The 13,612-nt window shown below is 71.4% G+C and carries 10 protein-coding genes and 1 pseudogene; 6 read left to right on the forward strand and 5 right to left on the reverse strand.

What is annotated here, in order from left to right; all coding sequences use genetic code 11:
* Positions 1 to 123: 123 nt before the first annotated feature.
* On the reverse strand, positions 124 to 627 hold the full coding sequence (locus M2163_RS30935) for a MarR family transcriptional regulator (RefSeq protein WP_280854104.1): 504 nt from the start codon (positions 625 to 627) through the stop codon (positions 124 to 126).
* 163 nt (positions 628 to 790) lie between these two features.
* On the opposite strand from M2163_RS30935, the gene ilvA reads away from it, so the two are divergent.
* The 3 genes from ilvA (at position 791) to M2163_RS30950 (ending at position 4,019) form a co-directional block, all read left to right on the forward strand.
* Entirely contained in the window at positions 791 to 2,020 is a 1,230-nt protein-coding gene (gene ilvA / locus M2163_RS30940) for a threonine ammonia-lyase (RefSeq protein WP_280849612.1), read from the forward strand.
* A gap of 116 nt (positions 2,021 to 2,136) precedes the next feature.
* On the forward strand, positions 2,137 to 3,177 hold the full coding sequence (locus M2163_RS30945) for an ATP-binding cassette domain-containing protein (protein WP_280849611.1): 1,041 nt from the start codon (positions 2,137 to 2,139) through the stop codon (positions 3,175 to 3,177).
* Positions 3,174 to 4,019 carry an ABC transporter permease gene (locus tag M2163_RS30950; RefSeq protein ID WP_280849610.1) on the forward strand — a complete coding sequence of 282 codons (846 nt, stop codon included), beginning with the start codon at positions 3,174 to 3,176 and terminating at the stop codon, positions 4,017 to 4,019. Before M2163_RS30945 ends, M2163_RS30950 begins: the two co-directional genes overlap by 4 nt.
* Positions 4,020 to 4,079: 60 nt before the next feature.
* On the opposite strand, the gene greA is transcribed toward M2163_RS30950, so the two are convergent.
* A complete protein-coding gene (gene greA, locus M2163_RS30955) occupies positions 4,080 to 4,580 on the reverse strand; it encodes a transcription elongation factor GreA (protein ID WP_125192933.1) in 501 nt (166 codons plus the stop codon).
* A gap of 166 nt (positions 4,581 to 4,746) precedes the next feature.
* Positions 4,747 to 5,145, reverse strand: a complete 399-nt coding sequence (locus M2163_RS30960; RefSeq protein WP_280895619.1) for a DUF4307 domain-containing protein — start codon at positions 5,143 to 5,145, stop codon at positions 4,747 to 4,749.
* 135 nt (positions 5,146 to 5,280) lie between these two features.
* Between M2163_RS30960 and mca the strand changes: the two genes are divergently transcribed.
* Both mca and M2163_RS30970 read left to right on the forward strand, forming a co-directional pair.
* Positions 5,281 to 6,141 (forward strand): mycothiol conjugate amidase Mca, encoded by an 861-nt coding sequence (gene mca, locus M2163_RS30965; protein WP_280854103.1) that lies wholly within the window; start codon positions 5,281 to 5,283, stop codon positions 6,139 to 6,141.
* A complete protein-coding gene (locus M2163_RS30970) occupies positions 6,134 to 6,391 on the forward strand; it encodes a hypothetical protein (protein WP_280849608.1) in 258 nt (85 codons plus the stop codon). The genes mca and M2163_RS30970 overlap by 8 nt, the downstream gene beginning before the upstream one ends.
* 1,025 nt (positions 6,392 to 7,416) lie before the next feature.
* On the opposite strand, the gene M2163_RS30975 is transcribed toward M2163_RS30970, so the two are convergent.
* On the reverse strand, positions 7,417 to 10,620 hold the full coding sequence (locus M2163_RS30975) for a tetratricopeptide repeat protein (protein WP_280849607.1): 3,204 nt from the start codon (positions 10,618 to 10,620) through the stop codon (positions 7,417 to 7,419).
* 169 nt (positions 10,621 to 10,789) lie between these two features.
* Between M2163_RS30975 and M2163_RS30980 the strand changes: the two genes are divergently transcribed.
* Positions 10,790 to 12,820, forward strand: coding sequence for a thioredoxin domain-containing protein (locus tag M2163_RS30980; RefSeq protein WP_280895620.1), 2,031 nt, complete (start codon positions 10,790 to 10,792; stop codon positions 12,818 to 12,820).
* Here M2163_RS30980 and M2163_RS30985 read toward each other — a convergent pair.
* Positions 12,817 to 13,594 (reverse strand): annotated as a pseudogene (locus M2163_RS30985) (Mut7-C RNAse domain-containing protein). The gene M2163_RS30980 and the pseudogene M2163_RS30985 overlap by 4 nt on opposite strands.
* Positions 13,595 to 13,612: the final 18 nt, after the last annotated feature.

Raw genomic sequence — 13,612 nt, forward strand, 5'->3', positions numbered from 1 at the left:
CCGCCTGCGGACGGCCGTACGACGGCTTCGTACGACCACGAGGACCCAGAGGACCCGGTCTCATATGAGGCCCGGCGCGGCCGTCCGGTCAAGAGGCGGGGCGGTACCCGCGCGTGCGCGTGGCTAGGAGGACTGTGCCTCCGGGCCGGGAACGCCCTGGGCGGCCATGCGGGTGGAGAGCGCGGTGTTGAAGCGCGTGAGGAGCGTGCAGAACGCCTCGCGCTCCTCAGGCGCCCAGTCGTGTGTCAGCTCGGCCATCAACTGACGCCGGGAGGAGCGCACTTCCTCCAGCCGGGACTGCCCGCGCGGGGACAGCTGGAGGACCACCGCGCGTCCGTCCTCGGGGTGCGAGGTGCGCTTGACCAGGCCGGTGTCGACGAGCGGTGCCACCTGCCGGGTGACCGTCGACGAGTCGATGCCCATGCTCGCCGCGAGCGCCTTGACGCCCATCGGACCTTCCTTGTCGAGCCGGTTGAGCAGCAGGTACGCGGCGCGGTCCATGGAGTTGCGCACCTGCCCCACCCCGCCGAGCCGGGTCTGTTCGGCACGACGGGCGAAGACCGCCACCTCGTGCTGCAGGGTGTCGAGGAGACCGGTGTCACCGACGGTCGTCATGTCCATCGACATTTCAGGTGTTGTGGGCATGGCCGGAGGCTCACTTCATGAAGGGGGAGCTGGATTGGGGGACAGAGTACGCGGCCGGGAGGCAGGCCGTACCGGCGCTGCGCAAACCCGTCTCGGACGTTGGTCACAGCGCGAGCGCGCGCGTGTGAACTGCGAGACTTGAGTCATGAACTACCGCAAGGCCCACCCCGTGCCGCCGGTGACGCTCGACGACGTGCGCGGCGCGCAGAAGATGCTGTCGGGCGTGGCGCGGACGACCGCGATGGAGGGCAGCCGCCATCTGAGCCGGCTGGTGGGCGCGCCGGTGCACTTCAAGTGCGAGAACCTCCAGCGCACGGGTTCCTTCAAGCTCCGGGGCGCCTACGTACGGATCGCGGGGCTGCTGCCCGAGGAGCGGGCCGCGGGTGTCGTGGCCGCGAGTGCCGGGAACCACGCGCAGGGCGTCGCGCTGGCGTCCACCCTGCTCGGCGTGCGCTCCACGGTGTTCATGCCCAAGGGCGCCCCGCTGCCGAAGATCAGCGCCACCAGGCACTACGGCGCCGAGGTGCGGCTGCACGGCCAGGTGGTCGACGAGACCCTGGCCGCCGCGCAGGAGTACGCGGCCGAGACGGGCGCGGTGTTCATCCACCCCTTCGACCACCCCGACGTCATCGCGGGCCAGGGCACGGTCGGCCTGGAGATCCTGGAGCAGTGCCCGGAGGTGCGCACGATCGTCCTCGGGATCGGCGGCGGCGGCCTCGCGGCCGGGGTCGCGATCGCCGTGAAGGCGCTGAGGCCCGACGTGCGGATCGTGGGCGTGCAGGCGGCGGGCGCGGCCGCGTATCCGCCCTCGCTGGCGGCGGGACACCCGGTGTCGATCGAGAACCCGGCGACGATGGCCGACGGCATGAAGGTGGGGCGGCCCGGGGACGTGCCGTTCGGCATCGTGGGCGCCCTCGTGGACGAGGTCCGCACGGTGACCGAGGACGAGCTGTCCGCAGCGCTGCTGCTCTGTCTGGAGCGGGCCAAGCTGGTCGTCGAGCCCGCAGGGGCGAGCCCGGTCGCCGCTCTGCTGAGCGACCCCGGATCCTTCGAGGGGCCGGTCGTCGCGGTGCTGTCCGGCGGCAACGTCGACCCGGTGCTGCTCCAGCGCGTCCTGCGGCACGGCATGTCCGCGCAGGGCCGCTACCTCGCCGTCCGGCTGCGGCTGACGGACCGGCCCGGCGCTCTCGCGACACTTCTCGGGGTGTTGTCAGTGGCCGACGCTAATGTCCTGGACGTGAGCCACGTCCGGACCGATCCACGGCTCGGGCTCGCGGAGGCGGAGGTCGAGCTGCACCTGGAGACGAAGGGGCCCGAGCACTGCGCCGAGGTCGGCCGCGCCCTGCGTGAGGCCGGATACACGGTCATCGACTGAGGTAACAGGGCTGGGTTCACTCGTTCGGGAAAGTCCATTGAGAGACGCGATACATCGCGTTATGGTGTGTGTCGCGCCACACTTTCGAAAGAATCCCCGACGACGTGGAGACTCATATGCCAGGCGCCATCTATGCCGAAGGCCTGGTCAAGACCTTCGGAGACGTGAAAGCACTGGACGGCGTCGACCTCGATGTCCCGGAAGGCACCGTCCTGGGCCTCCTCGGGCCGAACGGCGCGGGCAAGACGACGACCGTCCGCTGTCTGACCACCCTGCTCAAACCGGACCGCGGCTCGGCGGTCGTCGCCGGCATCGACGTCCTCAAGCACCCCGACGCCGTGCGCCGCTCCATCGGACTCTCCGGCCAGTTCGCGGCGGTCGACGAATACCTCACCGGCCGCGAGAACCTCCAGATGGTCGGCCAGCTCTACCAGATGAAGGCCAGGCACGCGAAGGCCCGCGCGACCGAACTGCTGGAGCAGTTCGACCTCGCGGACGCGGCCGACCGCCCCACCAAGACCTACTCCGGCGGTATGCGCCGCCGCCTGGACCTGGCGGCGGCCCTGGTGGTCTCACCGCCCGTGATGTTCATGGACGAGCCGACGACCGGCCTCGACCCCCGCAATCGCCAACTGCTGTGGGAGGTCATCAAGCAGCTGGTCTCCGGGGGCACGACCCTGCTGCTGACCACCCAGTACCTGGAGGAGGCCGACCACCTCGCCCACGACATCGCCGTCGTCGACCACGGCCGTGTCATCGCCACCGGCACCTCCGACCAGCTCAAGGCCCGCACCGGCGGCGAGCGGGTCGAGGTCGTCGTGCACGAGCGCGAGCACATCCAGGCCGCCTCGGAGATCCTGCGCGGCTTCGGCAAGGGCGACACCACGGTCGAGGACCACATGCGCAAGCTCACCGTGCCCGTCACCGGCGGCGCCAAGCTGCTCGCCGAGGTCATCCGCGAGCTCGACACCCGGGGCATCGAGATAGACGACATCGGACTGCGCCGGCCCACCCTCGACGACGTCTTCCTGTCCCTGACCGGCCATGTGGCCGAGGTCAAGCCCGAGGACACGGACCAGCAGACCGGCACCAAGGCGGACAAGCGGACGGACAAGAAGACCGTCAGGACGACGGACAACAAGGAGGACGCCAAGTGAGCGCCGTCACCGACACCGCGCGCGTCGCGGCTCCCGGCAACCCCCTCGGCCAGTCCGTCCGGGACTCGCTGGTCGTCGCCAAGCGCAACCTGATCAGGATGTCCAGGATCCCGGAGATGGTGATCTTCGGGCTCATCCAGCCGATCATGTTCGTGGTGCTGTTCAGCTATGTCTTCGGCGGCTCCATGAACATCGGGGGCACCACGGACTCCTCCGTCTACCGCGAGTTCCTGATGGCCGGCATCTTCGCGCAGACCGTCACCTTCGCCACCGCGGGCGCCGGTGCCGGGATCGCCGACGACATGCACAAGGGGCTCATCGACCGCTTCCGCTCACTGCCCATGGCCCGCGGGGCGGTGCTCACCGGACGGACACTCGCCGACCTGGTGCAGACTGCCCTGACCCTGTTCGTGCTGGCCATGGTCGCCCTGCTGGTCGGCTGGCGCACCCACACCAGCATCGGTGAGGTCCTCGGCGCCTTCGGCCTGCTGCTCCTGCTCGGGTACGCGTTCACCTGGGTCGGTGCCCTGATCGGCCTCTCCGTGCGGACGCCGGAGGCGGCCACCTCGGGAGGACTGATCTGGCTCTTCCCGGTGACCTTCATCTCCAACGCGTTCGTGGACTCCAGCCGTATGACCCCCTGGCTTCAGCACGTCGCCGACTGGAACCCGTTCAGCGCCACGGTCCAGGCCTGCCGCAAGCTGTTCGGCAACCCCGGGGTGTCCCCCTCGGACGCATGGCCCATGCAGCACCCGGTCTGGGCCTCGCTGATCTACTCGGTCCTGATCGTCGTCGTGTTCAGAACCCTGGCGGTCCGCAAGTACCGCTCGGCCACCGCATGACGGAGCCCCCGGCACCGCGAGGGCGCCGGGGGCCCGCCACATACGGACGGTCGGCCCGGGTCAGCCGTTGTAGGGCTCGGCCTTGAGGATGGTCACGGAGGCCTTCTTGCCGTTCGGAAGCTCGTACTCCGCCTCCTCGCCGACCTTGTGGCCGATCACGCCGGAGCCGAGCGGGGACTGCGGCGAGTAGGTCTCCACGTCCGCGCTCGCGTACTCGCGCGAGGCGAGCAGGAAGGTCATCGTGTCGTCCTCGTCACCGTCGAAGGCGATCGTCACGACCATGCCGGGCGCCACCGCGCCGTCCGCGGACGCCGGAGCCTCGCCGACCTTGGCCTTCTCCAGAAGCTGGGTCAGCTGGCGGATGCGGAGCTCCTGCTTGCCCTGCTCTTCCTTGGCCGCGTGGTACCCGCCGTTCTCGCGCAGGTCGCCCTCCTCGCGCGCTGCCGCGATCTTCGCGGTGACTTCCTCGCGCGCGGGACCAGACAGGTACGCCAGCTCTTCCTTGAGCTTGGTGTACGCCTCCTGGGTCAGCCAGGTGACGTCTTCGCTGGTCTGGGTCACAGGTGCTCCTCGTAGGTACTGGGAATACAAAGCATCGCCCTACCCAGAAGAATGTTCCTTCACGGATGGGCGAAACCACGAGCCTAACAATTCAGGGACCGAAGGGGGAGGACATAAGCCATCAGAAATACGTCGACGCAGGTCAGCGTGGAGAACGCGAGTGACGTCAGTCGGCGTGACAGCCCAGCAGCTCGGCCGTGGTGCCCCGGGCCGTCGTACGGAGCGTGACGACCTTGTCGATGCGGGTGGCGTCACCGCCGAAGCGGAAGTCGGCCCGGCCCACCTCGGAGCCGTCCGCCGCCTGGGAGCGGACCGTGCAGTAACCGGAGGTGCCGGAGTCCTTGCGGACCTCCAGATGGACCTTGACCGCGGAGTCCGTCGCGTCGAAGGCGATCACCTCGCCGCTGATCTTGCTCTGGCCGACGTAGTGATAGGCGAAGTAACCGACCAGTGCGAGCAGGAGGGCTCCGAGCACGGCACCGGCGATCTTGAGCTTGTGATCGGCGCGCTCGTCCGAGGAACGGCCGTAACGGCCCTCGGGCAGCCGTGTGCTCGCCGTGCTCATGATCGTCTCCCTGGAAACCAGGCCGCGGAATTAATCGTCCCCCGATTCGGTCACTATAGAAGCCGCCGTTCGCGCCCGAAGACACCGGGGGCGCCGACCTACGAGGATTGAGTCTTGACTGACCAGCTGCGACTGATGGCCGTGCACGCCCACCCCGACGACGAGTCGAGCAAGGGCGCGGCCACCATGGCGAAGTACGTGTCCGAGGGGGTGGACGTGCTGGTCGTGACCTGCACGGGAGGGGAGCGCGGCTCCATCCTCAATCCCAAGCTTCAGGGCGACACGTACATCGAGGAGCACATCCACGAGGTGCGCAAGAAGGAGATGGACGAGGCCCGGGAGATCCTCGGCGTCAAGCAGGAGTGGCTCGGGTTCGTCGACTCCGGCCTGCCCGAGGGCGACCCGCTGCCGCCGCTGCCCGAGGGCTGCTTCGCCCTGGAGGACGTCGACAAGGCGGCCGGCGAGCTGGTGAAGCAGATCCGCGCCTTCCGTCCGCAGGTGATCACCACCTACGACGAGAACGGCGGCTACCCGCACCCCGACCACATCATGACCCACAAGATCTCGATGGTGGCGTTCGAGGGCGCGGCGGACACCGAGAAGTTCCCGGAGCCCGAGTACGGCCCGGCCCACCAGCCGCAGAAGCTGTACTACAACCAGGGCTTCAACCGCCCCCGCACCGAGGCGCTGCACAACGCGCTGCTCGAGCGCGGCCTGGAGTCGCCGTACGGGGACTGGCTCAAGCGCTGGGACGAGTCGCCGATGCGGGACCGCACCCTGACCACGCACATCCCGTGCGCCGACTTCTTCGAGATCCGCGACAAGGCCCTGATCGCGCACGCCACGCAGATCGACCCCGACGGCGGCTGGTTCAAGGTCCCGCTGGAGATCCAGAAGGAGGTCTGGCCGACGGAGGAGTACGAGCTCGCGAAGTCCCTCGTCGATACCTCCCTCCCCGAGGACGACCTGTTTGCGGGCATCCGCGACAATGCCTGACATGAGCGCAAGCGCAAGCCTGGCAATGACGCACCTCGTGACCTTCGCCAAGGAGGTCGACGAGGACAAGGTCACCCCCGGCGTCCTCGGCTTCATCGTCTTCGCGGCGATGGCCCTGGCGGTGTGGGCCCTGATGAAGTCCATGAGCAGGCACATGAACAAGGTCGACTTCAAGGAGTCCCCGGACGAGACCTCCGGCAAGGGAACCGCGGAAAACTCCTCCGGCAAGGCCTCACCGGCCAAGGGCTGAGCCACGCGGCGGCCGTGACGGGAGGGAGGTCTCCCTCCCGATCTCGGCCGGTCGGCGGTTCACGGGGTGACCCCCGAAGGCGGTAGCACGGTGCGCACTCCGGGCCGGTGTCCGGAGCGCCGGAATCGTCGTGGCCCTGTGATGCGGGGGCGTGCCGCGTCCCGTGCCGGGGCCGTGCCGGTGTGACAACCACGCGGCATGACTCCGCCGCCGCGCGGGCGCCGGGTATGTGGGCGTGCCTCTGCCCATGGCGAAGCCCTCGCCGTCGGCCGGTGACGGCAGCCGCAGACTGACTCCGCGCGCAGCGGGAGAGACCGTCGCCGGAGTGGGTGTCCCGGTCACGGGGACCGGACCGCCTGTGCCTCCGCCGTTTCAGCGGTGACCGCAGCGCACGCGACGACTCCGCACGCCGGGGGTAGGACGGTGTCCCGATCGTCGGCACCGCCCGTGTCAACGGCGTCGGCCGGTGACGGCAGCCGCTCGGGACGGTCCGCGCACAGTGGACGAGACCGTGGCCCGGTCCCGGCCGACCTCCCGAGCACCGCAAGCGCCGGGCCGCCGCCGGTCAGTGACCGCGGCGCACTCAGCGGGGGGCGGAGTGTGTCCTGGCCGCAGCCAGCCGCCGATCACTTCCCGTGCCGGGCGGGTGGGCCTGAGTTCCCGTGCCCGTGCCGGGCGGGTGGGCCTGAGTTCCCGTGCCCGTGCCGGGCGGGTGGGCCTGAGTTCCCGTGCCCGTGCCGGGCGGGTGGGCCTGAGTTCCCGTGCCCGTGCCGGGCGGGTGGGCCTGAGTTCCCGTGCCCGTGCCGGGCGGGTGGGCCTGAGTTCCCGTGCCCGTGCCGGGCGGGTGGGCCTGAGTTCCCGTGCCCGTGCCGGGCGGGTGGGCCTGAGTTCCCGTGCCCGTGCCGGGCGGGTGGGCCTGAGTTCCCGTGCCCGCACCGGGCAGGTGGGCCCGTGTTCCTGTCCCCGTGTCGGCAGGTGGGCCCGTGTCCCTGTCCCCGTGCCGGGCAGGTGAACCCGTGTCCCCGTCACCCCCGCGCCGAAGCCACCCCCACGCCCATCACCTCACGGGCGTGCCGGTTGGGGACCATGCCCAGGCGCCAGGCCTGCCAGCCCGCGTCCAGGTTCACCCCGCGTTCCAGCAGCAGCCCGTACGCGCCCACGTAATCGTCCAGCTTCGCGTCGCGGGCCCCGTGCTCCCGGCGGGCCAGTTCCGCCAGCTCCTCCTGGGCCACCGCCGCGCCGATCTCCACGCCGCCGGGTGCCGCGTACGGCAGCAGGGTGCAGCGCAGGAAGCGGGCCCAGTCCTCGCCCCGCCGGTCACCGTAGGAGGCGAACAGGGCCGCCGCCTCGTCGCACAGCGCGAGGGCCTGCGGGGTACGGCCGTTGCCCGCGTCCACCACCGCCAGTTCGAGGCAGGTCCACGCCTCGCCGTGGGCGACGCCGATGCGCTGGAAGTCGGCACGGGCGTCGACCAGGAGCTGCCGGGCGAAACCCGAGTTGCGCAACGAGCCGGTCTGCGCGGCCCGTTGGTCGCGGGTGACGCGGGCCGAGTGGTGCCGGGCGCAGGCCAGACCGTAGACGTCCCGCATCCGGGAGAACATCGTGCGGGAACGCTCCAGCTCGCGGACCGCGAGGTCCAGGTTGCCGGTCTCCTCCAGTGCCTGGCCCAGGTAGTACACCGTCCACGCCTCACCGCGCGCGTCCTCGTTGTCGCGGTGCCGGGAGGCCGCCTGGCGCAGACCGTCCACCGCCGCCGACGGGTCTCCGGCCACCAGCCGCGCCCGCGCCAGCTGCGTCATCGCCCACGCCTCGCCGCGCGCGTCACGGGTGCGGCCGTACAGGTCGAGGGCCGTCCTGAGCTCCGACTCCGCACGCGGCACCTCACCCATGCGCAGGGCGAGCTGGCCGAGCTGGAAGTGCGCCCAGGCCTCGCCGTGCACGGACTCGCCGGCCCGGTGCAGGACCAGGGAACGGGTGAGCAGGTCCAGGGACTCCGCCACCCGCCCGCGGTCACGCTCGACGGCCGCCAGCGCGTGCATGGTCCAGGCCCGGTCCGTGGCCAGTTCGGGAGGCGACTGGAGGGCCAGCGCCTCCTGGAGCTTCGCCGCCGCCTCCGTCAGCTGGCCCTGGTGGTGCAGGGTGATGCCCAGCGAGCACAGGGCGCGCGCGGCACCCGCATCGTGGTTCGCCTCCATGTACAGGTCGACCACCGAGGTCAGCGTCGTGCGCGCCTTGTCCAGCTCACCGAGCTGACGGGCGGCGATACCGGTGCGCCACTGCACCGAGCGGACCAGCAGCCCCTGGTCCACCGCCTGCGCCAGCTCGCTGATCTCCCCGAGGCGGTAGAGATCGCCGCGCAGCAGGCAGTAGTCGCACAGCGCGCCCAGGAGGTTGAGGACCGCCCCCTGGTTGACGCCCTCCGCGTGCCGCAGCGCCGCCGTGATGAAGCTCGACTCGTCGTCCAGCCAGCGCAGCGCCTCGTCGAGGGAGGTGAAGCCGTGCGGGCTGAAGCGGTCCGAGCGGGTCGACATGTTGCCGTCGACCAGGCGCAGCACCGAGTCGGCGAGGTCGGCGTAGTTGACGATGAGGCGCTCCTGCGCGGCCGTGCGCTCGGCCGGCTCCTCCTCGTCCGCCAGCCTGGCCTGGGCGAAGGCGCGGACCACGTCATGGACGCGGTAGCGGCTGCCGCGGACGTGGTCGATCAGGCCCGCCCGGGCCAGTGCCGTCAGATGCCGGATCGCCTCCGTCTCGTCGGTGGCCAGCAGCGCGGCGGCCGCGGCGGCACCGAGCGAGGCCCGGCCGGCCAGCGCGAGCCGGCGCAGCAGCCGGCGGGCCTGCTCGGACTGGTCGGTGTAGCGCAGCCACAGGGCACGCTCGACGGGCGCGACCGGGCCGTACGCGCCGAGATCCGAGGCGAGTTGGCGCGGGGAGCGGGGGCCGAGGGACGAACCCGCGATGCGCAGGGCCAGGGGCAGCCCGCCGCACAGTTCCCTGATCCGGTCGGCGGACTGGGCGTCGTAGGGGCCGGTGGCGGACTGCGCGGCCGCGTCCAGGAGCTCCTCGGCGCCCGCCGCGTCCAGGGCGTCGACCGCGAGTTCGTGCACATGGGCGGCGAGGTCCGCGGGCAGGCCGAGCGGCTCGCGCGCGGTGACCAGGATCAGACTGTCGGAACGCTCGGGCACGAGTGTGCGGACCTGCTCGGGATCCGAGGCGTCGTCCAGCACGATCGTCACCGGCAGACCGGTCAGATGCTGGTGGTACAGCTCGCTCAGCCGTTTGACCTGCTGGTCGGGGGAGGAACGCTCACGGAACAGGAGCTGTTCGCGGGGCGCGCCGAGGCGGTTCAGCAGATGCAGCAGCGCGTCCCGGGTGGAGAGCGGGGACTCCTCCGGGTTGTCCCCGCGCAGGTCCACGACGCAGGCCCCGCGGAAGTAGTCCCTGAGGTCGTGCGCCGCCCGCACGGCCAGGGCCGTACGGCCGCTGCCGGGCGGTCCGTGCAGGACGACCACGGTGGGCCGGGTCTCGGTGGTCGCCCGCGCGGCCTGCACCCACTGCCTGATACGGCCCATCTCCGTGCGCCGGCCCGCGAACTCACCCGTCTGCTCGGGGAGTTGGCCGAACGACTGCTCCAGCACGCTCCTTCCGCGGGCCGCCGCGCTCTTGTCCGTGCCCCGCAGTCGCGGGCCCGCCTTCTTCGGGCCGGTCGACGCGCTCAGCACCCGCTGCTGGTCGAGGAAGGGCCGGATCCCCCGTACTTCCAGAGCCGTCAGCCACTGGAGCCGCAGCTGCTCCGGGCCGCCGGGCTGACCGATGGCGCCCGCCCGGTGGTGCGCGGCCGGCAGATGCGAGCCGGCCACCTTCACGACGGTCGCCGCCGCGCCCACGACCCCCACGACCACGCCCGCGCCCAGCGCGGTGCCCGTGCCGGTGCCGAGCGCCAGGTCGGCGACGGCGGCGGCAAGGGCGGCGACCGCGGCCACCAGCAGGGGAGTGCCCGACGCCTCCTTCGCGTACCGCTGCCGGAAGGTGAGCTGCCCGGCCTGCGCCTCGTCCAGCGCCCGCGTGTAGGCCTCGTACTCCTCGGCGGCCGTCTGCGCCATCGCGTCCAGTGATCCACGGGCCCGCGCGAGCAGTACGGCGCCGTCGACCCGTCCGCCCGACCGCCGCACCTCCTCCTCCACGGCCCGCCCCAACAGCCGTTCGGCTTCCGCCCGATGGCTGTCCCGCATGTCACGTCCCCCTCCGGCGGCAACGGCTTTCTTGGTCAAGTGTGCTGCGGACGGGGCATCGGGGCGAGAGGGCGAACGCTCCCGGCGTGATCGGGGCGCGTTCACCGACGTCAGCGTCCGGGACACGTCTGACGCCCCACCCGAGGGGTACTGCGGCAGGATGGACTCCATGCCGAACCGACTGGCCCACGAGACGTCCCCCTACCTCCTCCAGCACGCGGACAACCCCGTCGACTGGTGGCCCTGGTCGGCCGAGGCCTTCGAGGAGGCGCGGAAGACGAACAAACCCGTCCTGCTGAGCGTCGGGTATTCGAGCTGTCACTGGTGTCATGTGATGGCCCACGAGTCGTTCGAGGACCGGGCCACCGCCGACTTCCTCAACGAGCACTTCGTGAGCGTCAAGGTCGACCGCGAGGAACGCCCCGATGTCGACGCCGTCTACATGGAGGCCGTGCAGGCTGCCACCGGGCAGGGTGGCTGGCCCATGACCGTGTTCCTCACCCCGGACGCCGAGCCCTTCTACTTCGGTACCTACTTCCCGCCCTCGCCCCGGCAGGGCATGCCCTCCTTCCGGCAGGTACTGGAAGGGGTGCGGGCCGCCTGGAGCGAACGGCGGGACGAGGTCGCCGAGGTCGCCGGGAAGATCGTGCGGGATCTCGCCGGGCGGGAGATCTCGTACGGGGACTCGCAGGCGCCCGGTGAGGAGCAGCTCGCCGCGGCCCTGCTCGGGTTGACGCGGGAGTACGACGCGCAGCGCGGCGGGTTCGGCGGGGCGCCGAAGTTCCCGCCGTCCATGGTGGTGGAGTTCCTGCTGCGCCACCACGCCCGCACCGGTGCCGAGGGTGCCCTCCAGATGGCGCAGGACACCTGCGAGCGGATGGCGCGTGGTGGCATCCACGACCAGCTCGGCGGCGGTTTCGCCCGCTACTCCGTGGACCGGGACTGGATCGTGCCGCACTTCGAGAAGATGCTCTACGACAACGCGCTGTTGTGCCGGGTCTACGCCCACCTCTGGCGTGCCACCGGGTCCGAGCTCGCTCGGCAGGTCGCGCTCGACACCGCCGACTTCATGGTGCGTGAACTGCGTACCGCAGAGGGCGGGTTCGCCTCCGCGCTGGACGCCGACAGCGACGACGGGACCGGCAGGCACGTCGAGGGCGCGTACTACGTGTGGACGCCGGAGCAGTTGCGTGAGGTGCTGGGGGAGCAGGACGCCGAGCTCGCCGCGCGGTACTTCGGGGTCACCGAGGAGGGCACCTTCGAGCACGGGCAGTCCGTGCTGCAACTGCCGCAGCAGGAGACGGTGTTCGACGCGGAGAAGGTCGAGTCGATCAGGCGGCGGCTGTTCGACGCTCGCGCGGAGCGGCCCGCTCCCGGCCGGGACGACAAGGTCGTCGCCGCGTGGAACGGTCTCGCGATCGCCGCGCTCGCCGAGACCGGGGCGTACTTCGAGCGTCCCGACCTGGTGGACGCCGCGCTGGGGGCCGCCGATCTTCTCGTACGGCTGCATCTGGACGAGCAGGCCCGGCTGTCCCGTACCAGCAAGGACGGTCAGGTGGGTGCCAACGCCGGTGTGCTGGAGGACTACGCCGATGTGGCCGAGGGGTTCCTCGCGCTGGCGTCCGTGACGGGGGAGGGGGTCTGGCTCGACTTCGCCGGGTTCCTGCTCGACCAGGTGCTGTCGCGGTTCACGGGGCCGGAAGGGGCGCTGTTCGACACCGCTGCCGATGCCGAGCGGCTGATCCGGCGGCCGCAGGACCCGACCGACAACGCGGTGCCGTCGGGGTGGACGGCGGCGGCGGGGGCGTTGTTGTCCTACGCCGCGCAGACCGGGTCCGAGCCTCACCGCGAGGCCGCGGAGAAGGCGCTCGGGGTGGTGAAGGCGCTCGGGCCGCGGGTGCCGCGGTTCGTCGGGTGGGGGCTCGCGGTGGCGGAGGCGCGGCTCGACGGGCCGAAGGAGGTCGCGGTGGTGGGTCCCTCCCTGACCGACCCGGCGACAAAAGCCCTGCACCGTACGGCACTTCTGGGGACCGCGCCGGGTGCCGTGGTCGCCGTGGGGACCCCGGACAGCGGTGAACTCCCGCTGCTCGCCGACCGGGTCCTCGTCCATGGGGAAGCCACCGCGTACGTCTGCCGGCACTTCACGTGTGACGCGCCGACGACTGACGCGGATGCGTTGCGGGTGGCGCTGGGCGGTTAGGCGTCTGCCGCGCCGTCGTCGCCGGTCGCGTGGTTCCCCGCGCCCCTGAAGGGCGCGAACTGGGCCAAGGCGTTCGCCACGATCGCCTCCAGCTTCTCGTGGTGGGCGCCCTTCCAGTACGCCCGGCCGCACTCCTGGCATTGCGCGAAGACGTCGTACGACCGCTCCGTGCCGCCCTCCAGCCGGTCCGCCACCTCCTCCTTGGTGGCCTCCTTCAGCAGGCCGTTGCACGCTGTGCAGCGGGACCAGGGCTGCAACCGGGGGCGGAAGCGGTCCAGGGTGTCGCGGAGCTGGGCTTCCGGGTCGGTGCTGTACACGAACGCGCCCGCCCACAGTTCCCGGCGGGTGCAGCAGGCCCCGGTCGCGGCTGAGCATGACCCGTTTCTCGGTGGCCGAGCGGGTGGCGAGGGCCGGGTCGCCGATGTCCGTCGACTCGTAGGCGGTGTCCACGCCGAGCAGGCGCAGCCGGCGGGCGAGGGTGCCGAGGTGGACGTCGAGGAGGAAGCGCAGCGGGGCGCCGGGGACCTGCTGGGGGCGGGCGACCGGGAGGACGTCCACGGTGTCGCCCGTGGAGGGGACGTACGACCGCGGGACCTCGCGGCCGTCGACGCGCAGGGTGCCGACCTCGGTGAGCGGGACGCCGAGGGACTCCACGACATGGCCGAGGGAGGAGGTGCCGTCGGTGGTGACGGCGGTGGCTCCGTGGCGGCGGCCCTGCGGGACGAACAGGGCCAGCTCCGGGGCGAATTCGACGTGGAACTCTGGTGCGCTCACCAGGTCAGGATGGCATGC

The organism is Streptomyces sp. SAI-135 (assembly GCF_029893805.1).
Taxonomy (GTDB): Bacteria; Actinomycetota; Actinomycetes; order Streptomycetales; family Streptomycetaceae; genus Streptomyces.